The sequence below is a fragment of the Exiguobacterium sp. s129 genome (assembly GCF_018617585.1).
Lineage (GTDB): Bacteria > Bacillota > Bacilli > Exiguobacteriales > Exiguobacteriaceae > Exiguobacterium > Exiguobacterium aestuarii_A.
In genome coordinates this window covers 244,233-262,721 of sequence record NZ_JACSKL010000003.1, presented here as the reverse complement: position 1 = coordinate 262,721, position 18,489 = coordinate 244,233, and the positions used below count along the sequence as shown (strand labels likewise).

At 47.9% G+C, this 18,489-nt stretch carries 21 protein-coding genes; 18 read left to right on the top strand and 3 right to left on the bottom strand.

The window, feature by feature from the left end:
- Positions 1-200 precede the first annotated feature (200 nt).
- Both KNO92_RS05900 and KNO92_RS05895 read right to left on the bottom strand, forming a co-directional pair.
- Positions 201-563, bottom strand: a complete 363-nt coding sequence (locus KNO92_RS05900; protein WP_015881291.1) for a YugN family protein — start codon at positions 561-563, stop codon at positions 201-203.
- A gap of 104 nt (positions 564-667) precedes the next feature.
- Positions 668-1,402, bottom strand: a complete 735-nt coding sequence (locus KNO92_RS05895; RefSeq protein ID WP_251126852.1) for an ATP-grasp domain-containing protein — start codon at positions 1,400-1,402, stop codon at positions 668-670.
- Positions 1,403-1,555: 153 nt separating this feature from the next.
- Here KNO92_RS05895 and KNO92_RS05890 point away from each other — a divergent pair, with 153 nt between their 5' ends.
- The 5 genes from KNO92_RS05890 to KNO92_RS05870 are packed head-to-tail and all read left to right on the top strand — an operon-like array spanning position 1,556 to position 4,351.
- A complete protein-coding gene (locus KNO92_RS05890) occupies positions 1,556-2,005 on the top strand; it encodes a YlbF/YmcA family competence regulator (RefSeq protein ID WP_214691749.1) in 450 nt (149 codons plus the stop codon).
- Positions 1,959-2,243: a YlbG family protein gene (locus KNO92_RS05885; protein ID WP_243834772.1), complete on the top strand. Its 285-nt coding sequence runs from the start codon at positions 1,959-1,961 to the stop codon at positions 2,241-2,243. Before KNO92_RS05890 ends, KNO92_RS05885 begins: the two co-directional genes overlap by 47 nt.
- A gap of 52 nt (positions 2,244-2,295) precedes the next feature.
- Complete coding sequence (gene rsmD / locus KNO92_RS05880) at positions 2,296-2,862, top strand: 16S rRNA (guanine(966)-N(2))-methyltransferase RsmD (protein WP_214691750.1); 567 nt, start codon at positions 2,296-2,298, stop codon at positions 2,860-2,862.
- A 5-nt stretch (positions 2,863-2,867) separates the two neighbouring features.
- Positions 2,868-3,362, top strand: a complete 495-nt coding sequence (gene coaD, locus KNO92_RS05875) for a pantetheine-phosphate adenylyltransferase (protein WP_214691751.1) — start codon at positions 2,868-2,870, stop codon at positions 3,360-3,362.
- The gene (locus KNO92_RS05870) at positions 3,359-4,351 is read left to right on the top strand and encodes a SepM family pheromone-processing serine protease (RefSeq protein WP_214760424.1); all 993 of its coding nucleotides are present in this window, start codon (positions 3,359-3,361) and stop codon (positions 4,349-4,351) included. Before coaD ends, KNO92_RS05870 begins: the two co-directional genes overlap by 4 nt.
- Here KNO92_RS05870 and KNO92_RS05865 read toward each other — a convergent pair.
- A complete protein-coding gene (locus KNO92_RS05865) occupies positions 4,330-5,460 on the bottom strand; it encodes a tRNA(Met) cytidine acetate ligase (RefSeq protein WP_214691753.1) in 1,131 nt (376 codons plus the stop codon). The two genes, KNO92_RS05870 and KNO92_RS05865, sit on opposite strands and share 22 nt — an antisense overlap.
- Positions 5,461-5,616: 156 nt before the next feature.
- Between KNO92_RS05865 and KNO92_RS05860 the strand changes: the two genes are divergently transcribed.
- The 13 genes from KNO92_RS05860 (at position 5,617) to KNO92_RS05800 (ending at position 18,412) form a co-directional block, all read left to right on the top strand.
- Positions 5,617-6,144 (top strand): YceD family protein, encoded by a 528-nt coding sequence (locus KNO92_RS05860; protein WP_074034907.1) that lies wholly within the window; start codon positions 5,617-5,619, stop codon positions 6,142-6,144.
- A gap of 22 nt (positions 6,145-6,166) precedes the next feature.
- Positions 6,167-6,340, top strand: coding sequence for a 50S ribosomal protein L32 (gene rpmF / locus KNO92_RS05855; RefSeq protein WP_015881300.1), 174 nt, complete (start codon positions 6,167-6,169; stop codon positions 6,338-6,340).
- 121 nt (positions 6,341-6,461) lie between these two features.
- Positions 6,462-7,301 (top strand): 2-dehydropantoate 2-reductase, encoded by an 840-nt coding sequence (locus tag KNO92_RS05850; RefSeq protein WP_214760422.1) that lies wholly within the window; start codon positions 6,462-6,464, stop codon positions 7,299-7,301.
- Entirely contained in the window at positions 7,295-7,654 is a 360-nt protein-coding gene (locus KNO92_RS05845; protein ID WP_214691755.1) for a DUF3397 domain-containing protein, read from the top strand. Before KNO92_RS05850 ends, KNO92_RS05845 begins: the two co-directional genes overlap by 7 nt.
- 24 nt (positions 7,655-7,678) lie before the next feature.
- Positions 7,679-9,235 (top strand): bacillithiol biosynthesis cysteine-adding enzyme BshC, encoded by a 1,557-nt coding sequence (gene bshC / locus KNO92_RS05840; protein WP_353047392.1) that lies wholly within the window; start codon positions 7,679-7,681, stop codon positions 9,233-9,235.
- 159 nt (positions 9,236-9,394) lie between these two features.
- On the top strand, positions 9,395-10,327 hold the full coding sequence (gene rsmH, locus KNO92_RS05835) for a 16S rRNA (cytosine(1402)-N(4))-methyltransferase RsmH (RefSeq protein WP_214691756.1): 933 nt from the start codon (positions 9,395-9,397) through the stop codon (positions 10,325-10,327).
- A gap of 23 nt (positions 10,328-10,350) precedes the next feature.
- Complete coding sequence (gene ftsL, locus KNO92_RS05830) at positions 10,351-10,713, top strand: cell division protein FtsL (RefSeq protein WP_214760420.1); 363 nt, start codon at positions 10,351-10,353, stop codon at positions 10,711-10,713.
- A complete protein-coding gene (locus KNO92_RS05825) occupies positions 10,713-12,860 on the top strand; it encodes a penicillin-binding protein (RefSeq protein ID WP_214760417.1) in 2,148 nt (715 codons plus the stop codon). Before ftsL ends, KNO92_RS05825 begins: the two co-directional genes overlap by 1 nt.
- 57 nt (positions 12,861-12,917) lie before the next feature.
- The gene (locus KNO92_RS05820; protein WP_214691759.1) at positions 12,918-14,222 is read left to right on the top strand and encodes a UDP-N-acetylmuramoyl-tripeptide--D-alanyl-D-alanine ligase; all 1,305 of its coding nucleotides are present in this window, start codon (positions 12,918-12,920) and stop codon (positions 14,220-14,222) included.
- 21 nt (positions 14,223-14,243) lie between these two features.
- Positions 14,244-15,203: a phospho-N-acetylmuramoyl-pentapeptide-transferase gene (mraY, locus tag KNO92_RS05815; protein ID WP_214691760.1), complete on the top strand. Its 960-nt coding sequence runs from the start codon at positions 14,244-14,246 to the stop codon at positions 15,201-15,203.
- Positions 15,204-15,216: 13 nt separating this feature from the next.
- The gene (murD, locus tag KNO92_RS05810; protein ID WP_214691761.1) at positions 15,217-16,554 is read left to right on the top strand and encodes a UDP-N-acetylmuramoyl-L-alanine--D-glutamate ligase; all 1,338 of its coding nucleotides are present in this window, start codon (positions 15,217-15,219) and stop codon (positions 16,552-16,554) included.
- Positions 16,551-17,627: an undecaprenyldiphospho-muramoylpentapeptide beta-N-acetylglucosaminyltransferase gene (gene murG, locus KNO92_RS05805; RefSeq protein WP_214691762.1), complete on the top strand. Its 1,077-nt coding sequence runs from the start codon at positions 16,551-16,553 to the stop codon at positions 17,625-17,627. The genes murD and murG overlap by 4 nt, the downstream gene beginning before the upstream one ends.
- A 14-nt stretch (positions 17,628-17,641) precedes the next feature.
- Complete coding sequence (locus KNO92_RS05800; RefSeq protein WP_214691763.1) at positions 17,642-18,412, top strand: cell division protein FtsQ/DivIB; 771 nt, start codon at positions 17,642-17,644, stop codon at positions 18,410-18,412.
- The last annotated feature ends 77 nt before the right edge of the window (positions 18,413-18,489 follow it).

Genomic DNA, 18,489 nt, shown 5'->3' with positions numbered 1-18,489 from the left:
TGATAAGTTTAGATATAAAGAGTCTGGATTGATTCAGAAAAAATCATTTGTTCCAATTCATGAATTGAATCAGGAAGATGAATCATTTTTAACTGGATGCGTGATGCTCCGATGCATAACCGGTTACTCTCTTTTTCAAGATAGATTGAATTCTTCAAGGCTGTGAACCTCCGATATAGCCCAAAAAGAAACCCCTTTGCTTATGCAAGGGGTTTGACTTCTAGTGTTTCTGCGAGTGCCTTCAGGCGACGTTCGCAGTCGCGGACGATTTCTTCTGGGAAGACTTCATCGTATTCAACACCGTGTGGATAATAATGCTTCCCTAAAATCGGTGTAAGCATTTTAACAACAGCGTGACGATCTTCGATTTGACCTTCAATAGCGTATACAGGTAAGCGAAGATAGAATGTTTCGCCAGTCGATTGTTTCTCATATTTCATATCATACGTGGCACGCTCATAATCCCAAGCACCTTCACGGATGAAATGATGATGATCCATGATCGTCTCGAGCAAACCAAAACGGATTTCTTTTCCCTCGATGTGGAACTGCTCAAATTTCATCATAATCCCCCTTTTCGAATAAACCTCATATGTCATCATACCATATTCAAAAACGTTCTTGGAATAACGTGTGTTCAAATTGTGAAAAAAAGATGAACGATTGATCAGCTTAATGTAGATAAATATTCTTCGATTTTTTGAGGGAGTTTTACCCCGAGTGGGAGCAGACCTTCCGAACCGAAAAAGACGTTGAATTCCAAAATATAGAATCCTTCTTCCGTCACGATAACGTCAAACGCTGCGTGGTTGATGTGCAACGTATTCGCAATCGATTGAACTTCTTTGACGACGTCTTCAGGAATGTCTTCGTACGAGAAGTTAGCTCCTTGGGCGACGTTATTCAAAAACGCCTCACTGACGCGCCAATACGCACCGACGACTTCTTCACCAATAATGATGACTCGTAAATCACGATCATTTGGGATGAACTCTTGGACATAGAACGTATCATGGTTCTCGACATACTCTAACCAGTCTTGGTCGTTCTTAATCAACCATACCCCTTGTCCCATCGAGGATTTGGCTTTTTTGGCAACGAACGGATAGTGGAACTCTTCCAACACGCGTTCAATCGTGTATGGATTTTTTCCGTAAATGAGCGTCTTCGGAATACGGTGAGGGTACGTCGCTTTAAAGGCACGTGTCATCTCGATTTTGTCGTGCCCGAGATGATATGTCGCCGGAGATGGGAAAATGGCTTTGTTCATTCCGTAAATGATGGAGTTGATCATCCAGTACTCGGGGAACAAAACGAGGTCAGCTTCGCGTACTTTATCGAGTTGATCATAATAATATTCAGGCTTCGCATAATCCGTTTTGATTCCGGCTGATCGAATCATATTAAAAGAAACTTTTTTCATATACAGACGCACTGGGTACGTCTATTCACTTCCTTTCTACATTGAACGCCTTGCGGTCAACTTCAATTATAGTGTGGATTGCTTACATAGGGAAACAATTGTGGTAAAATCATGGCAGAAAGGGTGAGGGGTATGATAATCACTGAACAGACGATTGCCCTGCTCGATCAAACTGAAGAATTGACCGATTTGATTGAAGCAAGCGAATCGTTTCAAACATATATTCAAACGAAAGCGACACGTCTCGCATCACAAGAAGCGAAGGAAATCGAGCGCGAGTTCCTAAAGATGAAAGAGGACTATGAGTACGTCCAGCGGTTCGGGAAGCACCATCCGGACCACGACCGCATCAAAAAAGAGATGCATCTCATCAAACGTCGTCTTGACGTTCAGCCGGAAATTGCTGCGTTCAAAAAAGCAGAACGAAGCTTGGATAAGTTGTTAGGGGAAGTGAGTGAACTATTAGCTCATTCAGTCTCTCCTAAAATCAAGGTCCCGACTGGTAATCCATTCTTTGACGAAGGTGGATGTTCCGGTGGTGGCAGTTGCGGAGGAGGCGGAAGTTGTGGATGCGCCGTCTAAGTTGAATGAACGGATCGGTTTCGTCGTATACGTGAATTCCTTGAAACAAGTGAAAGCGTTAAGACGTTATGCGAATCTGTACTTTGTCTCAAAACGAGAGAAGTATGCGTTTCTTTATACAGACCTCGAAGGTCATGAAGCTGTACTCGAACAAGTAAAGGCATTGCCGTTCGTGGAAGCGGTCGTTCGGAGCGAGCGTCCATTCATTTCCGAAACGTACGAGACAAAATCGAAATAAACAAAAAGATGAAGGTGGCATCACCTTCATCTTTTCTGCTGGAGGGAAAGACATGCGTGTCATATCTGGAGAACGAAAAGGGACCCGTTTAAAGGCGGTCCCAGGAACGGCTACGCGGCCGACAACAGATAAAGTAAAGGAATCGTTATTCAACATCATTGGACCCTATTTTTCTGGTGGGAAAGCGTTAGACCTCTATGCGGGCAGTGGTGGACTTGGCATCGAGGCGTTGTCAAGAGGGTGTGACGAAGCGGTGTTTGTCGACCGTCAACCGAAAGCCGTGCAAACGATTCAAGAAAACTTGCGGGCGACCCACTACGAAAAGAAGGCGAACGTGTATCGTCAAGACGCCAAGGCGGTGCTCGAACAGCTTCGCGCACAGAAGGAACAGTTCAAGCTGATCTTTATGGATCCCCCGTATCATGCGGAAGAGCACGAGGCTTTCTTAAGATTGATTGATGAAGCTGACATGTTGATCGATGTTGGCGTCATCGTCTGTGAACACGGGAGCGACGTGACATTACCGGAACGTATCGGACGACTTGAACGAATTAAAGAACAGCGATACTCAGAGGTGATCACCATCAGCTTTTATGAGTATGCATCGATTGAGGAGTGAAACAAATGAAGCGGATTGCGATTTGCCCGGGGAGCTTTGACCCGATCACTAATGGACATTTAGACATTATCGAACGAGCGGCGGCGATCTTTGACGAAGTCATTGTCGCCGTCCTTGAAAATTCCAGCAAGGCCCCACTATTTGATGTGGAAGAACGATTAGCACTCATCCGAGAGGTGACGACACATCTTCCGAACGTGTCGGCTGACGCGTTCGGTGGACTTCTCGTCGAGTATGCTGCAGAGCGAGAAGCGGCAACGATTGTGCGTGGATTACGGGCCGTATCTGATTTTGAATACGAACTTCAAATCGCATCAATCAATAAGAAATTGAATGAGAACGTGGAAACATTGTTTATGATGACGAACAGTCAGTACTCATTCCTTAGCTCATCTATCGTGAAAGAAGTAGCGAAATATGGCGCATCAGTCAGTGAACTCGTCCCAGAGCAAGTCGAAGTCGCGTTACGTAAAAAGTATCAAGTGAGTTCGGGACAATGAAATCACTAAAAATCGGGCTTGGTCTGCTCGTCACTGTTCTTCTATTTCTCTTCGTTCCGCTCCCTTATTACATTTCATCACCTGGTGCGGCGACGTCGATTGAAGAGTTCCTGACCGTCGAAGGTGGCGAAAAGGATGAAGGGGAACTGATGATGGTGACCATCTCGCAACGGAGAGCGACACCGTTTTGGTTAGTGGAGAGTTGGGTCACACCGTTCACAGAAGCCAATTTAACTAGTCGTTATTTATACGATGGAGAAAGCGAGGCGGACTACGACAGACGTCAACAACTTTTGATGGACTCCTCTCAACAAGCGGCAATCCAATATGCTTATGAGCTCGCTGACGAAGAAGTAGAGGTCGATTTTGAAGGAATTTACGTCTCTGCGCCGATTCCGGGCTCTCTCGCCGCCAACGTCTTAAAGCCGGGCGATGTCATTACGGCAATCGACGGCATGTCATTTGCGACACGTATGGACTTTTTAAATCGGGTGATGGAATCGGATGCTGGTGATGAAGTCGAGTTGACGATTGAGCGAGATGGGGAGGAACGTGTCGTGCAGACGCTCATTCAACCGATTGACCAAAGTGGTGACCGCGTCGGGATAGGTATATATGAGCCACTCCCTGTCCAGGAAATCACAGCAGACCCTAAAGTCGATGTCGCTTTGACGAATGTCGGGGGACCGTCCGCAGGATTGATGTTCACGTTAGAAATTTATGACCAGCTGACGCCGGGAGATTTGGCGAACGGAAAGCGGATCGCTGGCACGGGAACCGTCGATGAAGAAGGAAATGTCGGACCAATCGGAGGCGCGTGGCAAAAGATTGTCGCAGCGGAAGAGGAAGGGGCAGAAGTCTTTTTCGTCCCGGCCGGTTCCAATTATGAGGAAGCGCTTGAATCGCGCGACCGTCTCGACAGTGACATAGAAGTCGTCCCTGTTAAGACGGTCGAAGATGCAATCCGTTATTTAGAAGAGATGAACTGAGGTCGCTGGCGGTGTTCAATCAATGTGTCGTTATGAAGCGGCAGTCGATACGCCTCAGTGACACGAGCTTCAAAATCGAGCCGTTCATCGTACTTACCGATGAGCGGCAATTCTTGTTTCACATCCCGTAATGCCACACGACCGATGTCATTAAACGCGAGCGGTCTCACGTAGGGGACATCATCAAAACGAGTCGGTGCTTCTTCTTTTAACCAGTGCAGAAGAATGGACACGAACGCTCGTTGAATCGATGTGCGTGTATAGCGACGTGTCGAAACGGATGTGAGGGCATGTTCAAACGATGTTTCGAATCCGGCTCGTTTAAGGCGAGGTGCGAGGGACGTGTCAATGCCGACGAGCTCGCTCAACGTATGGAGCGGCAACGTGCGGAGTTTGTATTGTAAGACGGGCCAAAACAGTTCCCAATGCGTCATTGATTGCGACTGGAACATCGCTTCTGTCGATGCCGGAACGGCACGAACTTCACCCGTTTCTAGGTAATGGGCCCGGATGCCGGTGGCCGACATGACGTCTGTGAGTGAGGTGTCGTGATAATCTGCCCCGAGACGCTTCACCGTATGTAACTGAATCGTCTTTGCTGCTTTGGCGTAATGATACGCCAAAATATTGTTAGGGCGTGTCAAATCAAACGACGGATAGACGGTACGGAAAGCCCGACTTGAAGCTTGCGCCGACGAATGACCCTCTTGTAGCGCTTGGTGGAGTGCCTCTTTATATAGAGGTGTCTCTTCGACATTTGACTGAGCTGCATGAAGAATGGCGTCGACATCTCCGCTTTCGCTTCCGAACGATAGCGTTTGGCATCGGAGTTGTTCGGCGATTGAGACGGCAGACATGGCGAAGCGATCCGCCCGTTGTACCCCATACTTGGTCGGTAGTTCGACGACGAGGTCGATTGCCCCGCTCTCGACGGCCGCTCTTGCCCGTTTCCACTTATCGAATGAGGCTGGTTCTCCTCGTTGAGTGAACTGGGCACTCATGATGGCAATCATGGCATCAGCCCCGGTTTCTTGACGTGCGGTTTGCGCTTGATAATAGTGTCCGTTGTGAAACGGATTGTACTCTGCGATAATGGCCGTCTTTTGCATGATTTACTCCTTTGCATTGTCGTATGGATTGGTGTAAGATGAGTAAGTACGCTTTGGCAAAGCGCCGTCGTCAACTGATTTTAGTGTAAAGAAAAAACATTGACAAAACAAGTTGGCCTATCTATAATTCATATTGTTGCAATTGAGGTGATTCGGATGAAATGGTCTATTGCACAGCTACTTAAGCTCCGAAACCAGGGTGACGGTTTTACGATCGATGAGATGGTAGAACTACCAGAGCTGACTCAGCTCCATCCGGATATCCGTTCGATTCGCCCGGTGCATGTGCACGGGGATGCATCGTTCACATCTAATCAAGTTACATTCAATCTGAAGATTCAAGGTGATCTGACGTTGCCAGATGCGCGAACGTTAGAAGACGTCACTTATGAATTTGATATTGAATCGCTCGAGCCTTTCTTTTTGGAGAATGGGCGTTATACGGAGCAATTCGATGACGTGAATTTGCCAGAAGGAAATACAATCAGTCTTGTACCGATTGTAAAAGAGCTCATCATGTTAGACGTCCCGATGCAAGTTTATGGGAACGAAACAGACAAAACTCAGGTTGAAGGGGAAGGCTGGACGCTCACTGACGAACAGCCGGATGCCCAACCAAAAATTGACCCGCGATTCGCGGGACTGGCCGACCTGTTCTCGAAAAAAGAGAACGAGGAAGGTTAACTTTTCAAGGAGGTGGACAACGATGGCAGTACCATTCCGTAGAACGTCGAAAACTCGCAAACGTCTTCGTCGTACTCACTTCAAACTCAACGTACCTGGTATGAACGAGTGCCCGAACTGTGGCGAAATGAAACTTTCACACCGTGTTTGCAAATCTTGCGGACATTACAACGGTAAAGAAGTAACAAGCAAATAATGCGAGAAGAAGTGATCTGATATCAGGTCACTTCTTTTTTTGTTTGTCATTTTTGGGTCATGGCGAAAAGATGTGGTAAACTTTTTGTGCGAAAATAGTTCTATTCAGGAGGAAAGCATGTATGAACTCCATCAAACGGATTGGCATCATCGGGAACGGGGCGGTCGGACTATTGATGGCATCCTTGCTCGCTGATGATTATGAGGTGACGGTATATGGACGAAGCGGATCACCTGAAAAGATTTTAATCACACGAACGGGTATGACGAATGGATCAGCATATGTATCGCTACAATCTAGTGCGACATTAGAAGAAACTGACCAAGATCTCTTTTTTGTCACGACGAAAGCCCATCAAGTCGAACAGGCTACGGCACGACTCTCTGGAGCGGTTCCTGTCTTCATTTGCTCGAACGGAATTGCCCATCTAGATTATGCGAAACAACGTGGATTTCATTTAGGTGTCGTCGAACACGGGGTGACGAAACAAGGAAACACCATCGAACATCGTGGACTCGGACGTATTCGAATCGGGAGTATGACAGGTCTCCTTCCGATCACACTTCAAGATAGTCCCCTTCAGGTCATCTGGGAAGAAGACATCGAACAAGTCGTGATCGAAAAACTCTTCGCGAATGCCATCATCAACCCCATCACAGCATTATGCCGTGTTCCGAATGGTGCGCTCGCAAACGCGCCATATCGTGAGATTGCGCATTCCATCTACGAAGAACTAACGCCGCTATTTTCAAAGCGTGTCTCGTATACTTATATCGAGTCGATCATCGAACGCACTGGCGAGAATCGTTCTTCCATGTTACGTGATCTTGAAGAAGGTCGACCGACAGAAGTGGATGCGATTCTAAAACCAGTGATTGAGAAAGCCGAACAAATGAAGATTTCACTTACAGTCATCCCATTGCTACATAAACTGATTATAGGAGCGAGCGCATCGTGCTAGTGTATATCGTTTCATTTCCACTCATCTTATGGTTTATGGTGTATATGATACTTAGAAAAATTATGCCGAAATCAATCAACTCATTCAAACTCGCCTGCGATGCCGGGGTCGTACTCTGGTTCTATGCATGCGGCGTTTTACTTGAGGCCATCTTCGGGACGGAAGTGTTTCTTCTATTGCTTGCGGCATGTTGCGCCATCTTTCCGATCAATGCGATCTGGCAGCGGATTCGTTATGAGGAAGTGTTGTTCACGAAGATGTTCGTCCACGGCTGGCGCTTGCTCTTTTTACTCCTAGTCCCGACGCATGCGATTTTGTTTGCGATCGGCGTGGCCCAAGAAATGATTCGTTGATTGATTGAAAGGAAGTTGTTATACGTGAAGGTAGAAGCATTTGATGCCCTATATGCACCCACATCCCCGATGATACAAATTGAAGAAGGGTACGGGCGCTGGCTCGATTATCGAGGCATGGATGAAGTCGAGAAGCGCGCAACGGAGATTGCAGGACGCTCATACGACCATCTCCATGAACTCGTCCACATTTTAAAACAGCAGCAACGGCAGTTCGGGGAACTATCGGAACGTCTATCAGCGAATCTCGATTTGCTCGAACAGCGTGAAGCATACGTCATGGTGACCGGGCAACAAGTCGGCGTGTACGGAGGTCCTCTATTCGCTGTATACAAATTGCTAGCGGTCATCAAACGAGCGAAAGAGGCGGAATCGAAGCTCGGCAAACCGGTCCTTCCGATTTTTTGGATGGCGACGGAAGATCATGACTTCGCGGAAATCAATCATGTCTTCACGACCCAGACGTTTTCAAGAACGTTAAAAAAAGATGCATTATCCACGCTTCCGCTAGCAGGAAAAGCATCTGTAGGGGAGCTTGAGTTCGACCGAGTGAAACTTGAGCTGGTACAAATGGCGCAGCGGATGTTGTTGAACGAGACGGAGACGCCCCATACATTACGTCTGTATCAGGAGCTGATTGAACTCATTCAAGAAAGTCATTCGTTCGCGCAGTTTTTCGGAGGGATGATGCGCCGTTTCGTAGGGAACGACTTTTTATTGTTTGACCCGCACGCGAGTGACGTCCGCGCACTTGAACGTCCGATGTTCCGTCGACTGATTGAACAACATGACGCATTCCAACAAGCGCTTGAACATGCCTTTGAAGACGGCATGCCATCCGTCGAGTTGAATAAAGAGGCAGCACATCTCTTTTACCATGACGGGACGCGTGAGTTGCTCACAAAAACCGACTCGGTGTACACGACAAAACGTGGACATCGATTCACGGAGACCGAATTGCTCAATGAGATCGAGGCACACCCGGAACGCTTTTCAAACAACGTCGTCTCTCGACCGCTCATGCAAGACTATTTATTTCCGACGCTCGGCTATGTCGCTGGTCCTGGGGAAATCGCTTACTGGCTACAACTCCGTCCGTTATTCCACGAGCTTGGATGGAAAATGCCGCTCCTATTACCTCGTCTCGGTGGGTTAATCGTCTCGAGTAACGATGAAAAGAAATTACGACAAGAAGGCGTCACACTTGAGGAATATATGAAGCAACCGCTACCTGATCATCCGTTTGATGATGAGGCGTTTGAAGCGAAGTTATATGCGTATCGGACACTCACGGAGGCGGTCAGCCAGGAAGCCCGCAGTCACGGCAGACGATTTGAGACGAAGTCGAGACACGTTCTCGAACGGTTGGCAGATGAGATGCGTGCCGAGGCGAAGCGTGACCAATATCGATTGAACGCGCGACGTATTCAGCTTTCGACTCGACTCTTCCCGATGAATGCACCTCAGGAGCGTATTTTATCGATGGTTCCAATGTTGAATCGTCATGGTCTCGACGTTTTTGAGCGGATGAAGCACGCTTATGAGCAATCGGAAGCGGAGCGATGTTTGTTCAAGGTATAACCTTTTTTTGAACAGCTCTTGACATTTGTCAGGAGCTTTTTTTTGTTGTTACCTTTTTGTTTCCTCTTTTCGCTAAAAACCTGTACGGACCTTGACATTTTTATGATAAAGTAAGTGTAATAAAACAGTTGAAATATGTAGGTTGAGAGGGTTTTTTGAATGTTTGAGCATGAAACGGTTTTAAAAATGGAGTCCATTGAGGGATTGAACATCAAACCAGATGGGGTATATGTGGACTGTACGTTAGGTGGAGCGGGTCATAGTGAAGAAATCGCAAAGCGTTTAACGACGGGACAACTATATGCGTTCGACCAAGATGACGTCGCACTCGCGCACGCGAAAGAGCGATTGGCTCCTTATGAAGGCCGTGTGACGTTTATAAAGAGCAACTTCGTTCACTTGAAAGAAGAGCTCGCCCAACATGGCGTGACGAAAGTGGACGGCGTACTATTCGACCTAGGCGTTTCATCGCCACAGCTTGATGAGGCAGAACGTGGATTCAGTTACAACTACGACGCGCCGCTCGATATGAGAATGGATCGCTCGCGAGAGTTTTCAGCTTATCATGTTGTGAATGAATGGTCGTTTGGAGAACTTGCTCGTATTTTCTTTACATACGGGGAGGAAAAGTTTTCAAAACAAATCGCACGAAAGATTGAGCAAGCCCGTGCCGATAAACCGATTGAGACGACGTTTGAGCTTGTCGACTTGATTAAAGAGGCGATTCCTGCACCAGCAAGACGCAAAGGCGGTCATCCAGCGAAACGAACGTTCCAAGCGATTCGAATCGCCGTCAATGACGAGTTGAACGTATTCGACCGTGCCGTTCAAGATGCGATTGATTTACTCGCAGTGAACGGACGCATCTGTGTCATTACGTTCCATTCGTTAGAAGATCGAATTTGTAAACAAGTGTTTAAAGAACGGAGCCAACACCCGCCGTTACCACCAGGATTGCCGGTCATTCCGAAAGAGTTCGAACCTGAACTCAAATTGATCACACGCAAACCAATCGTGGCGAGTGAAGGAGAACTCGAAGATAACCGTCGTTCACGCTCGGCAAAACTGAGAGTGGCCGAAAAACAAAAATAATCACTTTGTAGGAGGGATACCTGATGCCAGAAGCTGCCCGTAAGGCGTTGCAGCCTCAAGTTACACCGAATCGAAATCCGATTCCGCAAGAACGACCAATACCTGTTCCAAAACGACGCACGTTGACCTTGTTTGAATCGATCCTGTATCCAGTGATGATTGGTTCAGTGGTCATGTTCGGTGGCATCACGGTGTCAAAACACAACGAAGCGTATAACATTATGCGTGATACGGCAGCCGTCAACCAGCAGGTAAATGGGGTTGCAAAAGAAAACGAAGAACTAAAGTATGAAATCGCCCAACTAAGCTCGCCAGAACGAATTTACGCGATTGCCGAGAAACTCGGAATGAAATTCAATGAGAAGAACGTCAAGGTGATTGATTGATGAATTCTCTACAACAGAGTAAAAAAAGAGTGGCGTGGGTAGCGATTGTCTGCTTCACCCCGCTCTTTTTATTTTTTGTCGGATGGTTTCTTTACTTGTCTGTCACGCATACATATAAAGGCGAGAATATGTTGGCGTTCGCTGAAGAGCAACGATGGAAGGCAGTCAGTACGTTAGAAGCCGAACGAGGCGAAGTGTACGACCGTTTTGGTCAACCGATTGCCATCAACATTCCATCGTATCGACTTGTCGCCGTGTTAAAACTTGGCGGCGAACGGGTCGAAGGAAAAACGCTCATGCCAAACGAGTTCGAAGAAGCCGCAAAACAACTCGCTACCGTGCTTCCGATGACAGAGGCCGACATCTTGAAGCGACTTGAGCAAAATGTCGACCGTGGACAGATCGAGTTCGGTGTTCCGGGGCGTGATTTGACCGTTGAACAAAAAGAAGAGATCGAAGCGTTTGAACTTCCGGGTATCACGTTCGTCGAAGAACCGAAACGTTACTACCCGAATAAAGTATTCGCATCTTCGGTCATCGGCTATGCGCAAAAGATTGACCAAAACGGTCGGATTGAGCTCGTCGGTGAACTCGGGATCGAAAAATCGCTCAACGACATTTTAAGTGAGTCATATGGCTTGTACCGATTTGAGAAAGATTTGGCGGGGCGTGAACTCGTCTCGAGCGATGAACAATTAAAAATCGAGCCAGAAGACGGGGCTGATGTGCAACTGACGATTGATCATCGGATTCAACAGCTGCTCGAGACGAAGATGAATGAGTTATATGAGGAGTATGAACCGAAAAATGCGACGGCCATCATCATGGATCCGAAAACAGGGGAGATTATCGCCTTATCGGACCGTCCATCTTTCGACCCGAATACGCGTGAGATTTCCTCATACAATAACTTCTCGGTCTCGTCTCGCTTTGAGCCAGGGTCAACGATGAAAATTTTCACGTTGGCGGCTGCAATCAACGAGGGCGTATATAACCCAAATGAATTGTACAAGTCTGGTTCATACAAGTACGGCAAGACGGTATTCAATGATTACAACATTACCGGATGGGGTACCATTCCTATGGTAGAAGGCGTCTGGCACTCGTCGAACGTCGCGTTCTCGATTTTAGCGAACGAACGACTCGGTCTCAGTCGCTATGAAGATTACTTCAAAGCGTTCAAGTTCGATCAACGGACCGGAATTGATTTACCTGGTGAGGTAAACAGTCAATTCGACTTCGAGAGTCCGATGAACGTCTTGATCACAGCTTGGGGACAATCGACCGCGGTGACACCGATGCAAATCTTGCAGGCGACATCTGCGATTGCAACGGACGGCACGATAAAACAACCGCACGTCATTAAGAAGATTGTCAACAGCGAGACGGGCGAAACGATTCGAACGACGAACCCGAAAGAGGTCGGTCAACCGATCACTGCAGAGACTGCGAAAAAGACGCGTGAAGCACTTGACGGTGTCGTCAATAGCGATGTGGGAACAGGCCAATTGTATGCGTTAGATAACTATCAAGTGGTCGGGAAGACGGGTACTGCCCAAATCGCTGAGAACGGAAAGTATTTGAGCGGACAGTACATTCACTCATTCGTCGGGATGGCACCGGAAGACGATCCGGAACTCGTCATGTATATCGCAGTCGATCGTCCGAACAGTGACTCGTCGACAACGGGACCACGCATCATGGCGCCACTCTTCAAAGATGTGATGGATGTCGCGTTACGATACCGGAGTGTCGAACCTGAAAAACAAGAAAAAGCAGTCGATGCCTCGACAAAGACGACGACATCGTACATCGGTAAAAACCGTGAAGATGTCGTAAAAGAGGCGACTGACAGCTCATTCAATCCGATCGTCTTAGGTGACGGGGATGAAGTGACGGCTCAAAGTCCTGTAAAAGGACAATCTTATGTCGTCGGTGAGCGACTGTTGCTAAAAACGAGTAATTCGTTTACGATGCCAACATTAAAAGGGTGGTCGTTACGAGATGTAAAACGTTTAGCGACGCTTTATCAATTAAATTTAGAAATCGATGGTACCGGATTTGTCACATCGCAATCGATTGGCAAAGGGAAACCTGTCAAGACGGGTGCCTCCTTGAAAGTGAAATTGGAGACACCATCGAATTAACGCACGAGATGAAGAGGGCTGCGGCTCTCTTTTCCTATGTATGAGGAGGAAGTTTGTATGGAACAATTGACAGTTCAAAAATTAGCGTCTTGGTTTGGGATTGACGTGGAAGACAATCGTCTCGTCGAACGCGTCGCCACAGATTCGAGAGATGAGAATGGGGCAGGACTATTTGTCCCAATCGTCGGTGCACGTGTTGATGGTCATGACTACATCGAAGCAGCGATTGAGAAAGGGGCCATCGTCACGTTTTGGGAAGAAGGTCGCCCTCAACCGGACAATGTGTTCGTCATCCCCGTCAAATCGACGATCAATGCCTTGCAGACGGCAGCGGCACGCTATTTAGAGGAAATCAATCCACTCGTGGTCGCCATTACCGGATCAAACGGGAAAACGTCTACGAAAGACATGATTGCCGTCGTACTTGAAGAAAAATTCAAGACGCACAAGACAGCTGGAAACTTCAACTCGGACGTTGGTTTACCGCTTACCGTCCTTCGCATGCCGCGCGACACGGAAGTGGCCGTGTTAGAGATGGGCATGAACGGATTCGGTCAAATCGAGCAATTGTCGAAACTTGCCAAACCGGACGTGGCATTTGTCACGAACATTGGGGAGTCACATGGTGAACAAGTCGGCGGACGCACAGGGATCGCGAAAGCGAAGCTTGAAATCAAAGCTGGTCTGAAACCGGACGGACGATTGATCGTCGATGCGGATGAGCCGCTTCTTGCCGGTCAAGGCTATCGAGTCGGATACGATGAGACGGCGGACGGGAAAATCGAAGTGGTCGAGACGACGTTCGATGCATCCATCTTTAAATACAATGGTGACCTGTACGAGCTGAAGGTGCTCGGTGCCCATCAAATCCGAAACGCAGCTTATGCGATCGCGTGTGGTCTCGAGTTCGGACTCGATCATACGATGATTCAACGCGGTCTTGACCGCATCAAACTGACGACGATGCGAATGGAAAAGCAGATGTTCGGTGAAGCGCATCTCATCAACGATGCATATAATGCGAGCCCAACATCGATGATTGCGGCGATTGAAACGGTCAAATCGCTCGAAGGCTTTTCGAAGCGTGTTCTCGTCCTTGGCGATATGTATGAGCTAGGATCTGACGAACAAGCCCAGCACACACAAGTGGGTGGCGTCGTGACATCTCCCGTGACGGATTGTATTCTCGTCGGTGAAAAAGCGAAATGGATTGCGGATGGTATTGAAGACACACGAGTGAACGTCACATCTGTCCCGACCGTAGAGGAAGCGAAGGCGCTCCTTCATCGTTATCAACGACCGGATACTGTGGTATTGTTAAAGGCATCTCGAGGACTGGCGCTTGAGCGTCTCGTTCAATAAATAGAGTAGTGAGGTAGCAATATGTTAATTAGTTTAATCGTCTTAATCAGTGCATTATTAAGTGTATTAATCGTCATGCCGCGAGCTATTCCGGCATTGCGTCAGTTGAAATTTGGACAAGAGATTCGTGATGAAGGTCCGGGCTGGCACCAGAAGAAATCGGGAACGCCGACGATGGGCGGAATCGTCATCTTGCTAGCTATCTTAGTCGGCTTCATCGTATCCGTCATTTTCGGGGAAGCGGTCGCTGGATTCGGGACACTTCTATTCGTGACGATGGCGTTTGGGGTAATCGGATTTTTAGATGACTATATTAAAGTCGTCAATAAACGAAACCTCGGGTTGACGTCACTTCAGAAGTTGATTGGTCAAATTGTCGTATCCGTTCTGTTCGCCTGGTTCCTTTCACTTGGTGGAGAGCTCGATACATCGATCTCGATTCCATTCACATCGATTTCATTTGATACAGGTTGGTTCTATATCGCGATCGTAATCTTCTGGCTCGTCGGCTTCTCAAATGCCGTCAACTTGACGGACGGTCTTGACGGTCTCGTTTCGTTCTCAGCGATTCCAACGTTCACATTCTTTGGGATTTATGCGCTCGCACAAGATGAGCTTGGGATTGCATGGTTCGCATTCGCCGTCGTCGGCGCATTGATTGGGTTCCTCGTTTTCAATAAATATCCGGCGAAGATTTTTATGGGCGATACAGGCTCGCTCGCGTTAGGTGGAGCTGTCGCTGGACTAGCGCTCATGTTGAAACTTGAGTTACTCCTCGTATTCGTCGGGATCATCTTTGTCATCGAGACATTGAGCGTGATCTTGCAAGTTCTTTCATTCAAAACGACAGGGAAGCGCATCTTTAAAATGAGCCCGATTCATCACCACTTCGAAATGGTCGGTTGGTCGGAATGGCGAATCGTCCTTACGTTCGGTGGAATCAGTTTAATTACAGCAGGTTTATCATTACTACTCATGTAAAAGGGTGAGACAGATGGAAAAGCAATGGCACGGTAAAAAAGTTCTCGTCCTCGGCGCCGCTAAGAGCGGAATCGCAGCGGCGACGTATCTGCATCATGCGGGAGCGGAGGTGACGATCAATACGGGGAATATCCCTCCCGAAGACGAGCAGGAAAAAATTCAGTCACTTGGGATTCAATCGGTGTTTAATGAACATCCTCTCGCTTTGTTGAATGAGACAGAGTTGATTGTCAAAAATCCAGGGATTCCGTATCACATTCCGTTGCTTCAAGAAGCGATGTCGCGTGAGATTCCAATCTACACGGAAGTGGAGCTGGCCTATATGGCAACGGACGCAGAATTTGTCGCCATTACAGGTTCGAATGGAAAAACGACGACAACGACACTCGTCTATGAGTTACTCAAAGGTGGAGAGCGCCCGGTTCATCTCGCGGGAAACATCGGATTCCCAGCTATAGAGGTCGCGACAAACGCGAAAGCGGGCGAATTGATTGTCATTGAATTATCGAGCTTTCAGTTGATGGGGGTTGAGTCCTTCCATCCGCGTTCGGCAGCGTTGCTGAATCTATCAGAAGCCCATCTCGATTATCACGGCGACTTCGACTCGTATGCAGATGCAAAAGGAAATTTGTTCCGTCAGATGACACGAGACGACCGAATCGTCGTCAAAGTGACAGACTCCGAAGTGATGAAACGTGTCCCGGCCCATCTTGAACCGAATACGTTCAGTTTTGAGCGAGGAGATGCGTCCGTCGTGGACGGTTGGATCACGGTACGCGGAGAGCGACTCATTCGTGTGAATGAATTGGCATTAGGTGGTGCCCATAACGTCGAGAACGTACTAGCGGCTCTTCTGTTGGTCGAACCGTTTGCACTTCCAAAAGCACACGTCGAGCGAGTATTAAGAAACTTTGGCGGTGTCGCACATCGAACTGAAAGTTTAGGTGATGTTCTCGGACGTGCCGTCTACAATGATTCGAAGGCGACGAACAACGTCGCGGCGGAAGCGGCGCTACGAGGATTTGATGCTCCGATTGTGTGGCTATGTGGAGGACTCGAACGTGGAGCGGACTTATCTTCGCTCGCGCCAGCTCTCTCAAACGTAAAAGCTGTCGTCGCGTATGGTGAGACAAAAGAGCGTTTTAAAGAGCTTGGAGAGTCCCAACAGATTCCGTCTTTCACGGTCGAGACGTTAGCAGACGCCGTTCCACTCGCGTTTGAACAATCTGAGACGGGAGATGTCATTCTCTTATCTCCTGCTTGTGCGAGTTGGGACCAATTCAAGACTTTTGAAGAACGAGGCGAACAATTCGTCCATCTCGTTCGCGCATATGAGGAGGCGAACCGATGAAAGTCATGATTTCTGGTGGAGGTACTGGTGGTCATATTTATCCGGCCCTCGCATTGATTGAGACGTTACAAAAACGTCACCCGAATTTACAGGTACAATACGTGGGAACGGAGAATGGATTAGAAGCCGATCTCGTTCCTCGAGCAGGTGTCCCGTTCAAATCGATTCAAATCGCTGGATTGAAACGGTCCCTCTCTCTTGAGAACTTAAAGACGGCGTACTGGTTCTTGAAAGCTGTCCGCTCTCTTAAAAAAGATATGGCAGCATTCAAACCAGACGTCGTCATTGGAACAGGTGGATTCGTGTCAGGACCGGTCGTCTATACGGCGCAACAACTCGGTATCCCGACCATTTTGCATGAACAAAACAGCATCCCAGGGTTAACGAATAAGTTTTTATCGAAAAAGGCGGATCGGGTCGCCCTTTCATTTAAAGGGTCAGATGTTCATTTCCCTGGGGCAAACGTACGCTTGATTGGAAATCCGCGTGGAAGTGAAGTGCTACAAACGAAAGTCGACGATGCAGCTGTACGAGAACAGTACAATCTGGATGAACGACCAATCGTACTGATTTACGGAGGGAGCCGTGGCGCCGAAGCAATCAACCGTGCCGTCACTGAGGCCATCCCGGCGCTTTCAGACTTACCGATCAACGTGCTCTACGTCACAGGGAAAGTTCATTACGAATCTGTATCGAAAGAAGCACCATCGTCTGAAAACGTACATGTTCATCCGTACGTCTATGACATGCCGGCCTTACTCGCTTGTACGTCAATCGTCGTCTCGCGTGCGGGAGCTTCGACCATTTCTGAATTGACTGCCCTCGGCTTACCGAGCGTATTGATTCCGAGCCCATACGTGACAGCAGACCATCAGACGAAGAACGCCTCTGCCCTTGTTGAAAACGGTGCGGCGTTACTCGTGAAAGAGGAGTCGTTGACAGGGGAAACGCTCGTCGAAGCGATTCGCCAAGTGCTCGACAAACAAGAAGAGATGGCGAACGCATCCCGTGCCCTCGGATTCCCGGACGCGTCGGATGCATTAGCCGACTTAGTAGAAGAAGTCATTCGATAAAGGAGTAGAATCCGATGGAACCAAGCCAACAAACGGTACGCAGTCTAGAAGACCGTATTCCGTACATGAAAAAGCAGCGACGGAAAAAAGCGAACCGTCGGATGTTCTCCGTGCTTTCCTTGTTTGGGATTCTCATCCTACTCGTGGTCTATATGCAAACTTCGATGTCGAACGTGAAAGAAGTGAATGTATCTGGGCTATACTGGCTTGATGAATCCTACGTGTTTCAAGACATGGAACTCGACACATCGACAAAATTTGTCAGTCTATCTCCGAGCAAGATGAGTGACCAAATGGAAAAGTTGCCGGGTGTCAAACGGGTAGACATGGACCGATCTTGGTATAACGTCGTTCACGTCAATGTGACAGAAGAGAAGATGATTGCTTATGCTCGTGCGGAGACGGGAGATGTCGTCGTGTTAGCAGACGGCTCACTTCATCCGACAGGCACTATCACCGACCCTCAGAAGTTAAAAGATGGTCCACTGCTAAGAGAGTTCAATTCGGAAAAAGAACTCGAAAAGATTGCCAGTGAGTTGGAACAAGTCGATGACGCGACGCGAGCCCGAATGTCGGAAGTCATCTTGTCTAAACAAGAGGGAGAGCCGACACGTTACGAAATCTTTATGAATGACGGAAATACGCTTCTCACCCCGACGCTGAAGTTAAGTGAGACCGTTTCGAAATATGGAGAAATCTATGAAAACATTCCGAAAGGTCAGCAAGGAACAGTCGTCATGGATGGTGGTTTTTACTTTGTTCCATACAAGAAAACGAATGAATAATCAGTTATATTACAGTCCTTAGACACATAAGGGCTGTTTTTTTGTCGTTTGTAAACGAATTGATAACGCGAAACCGC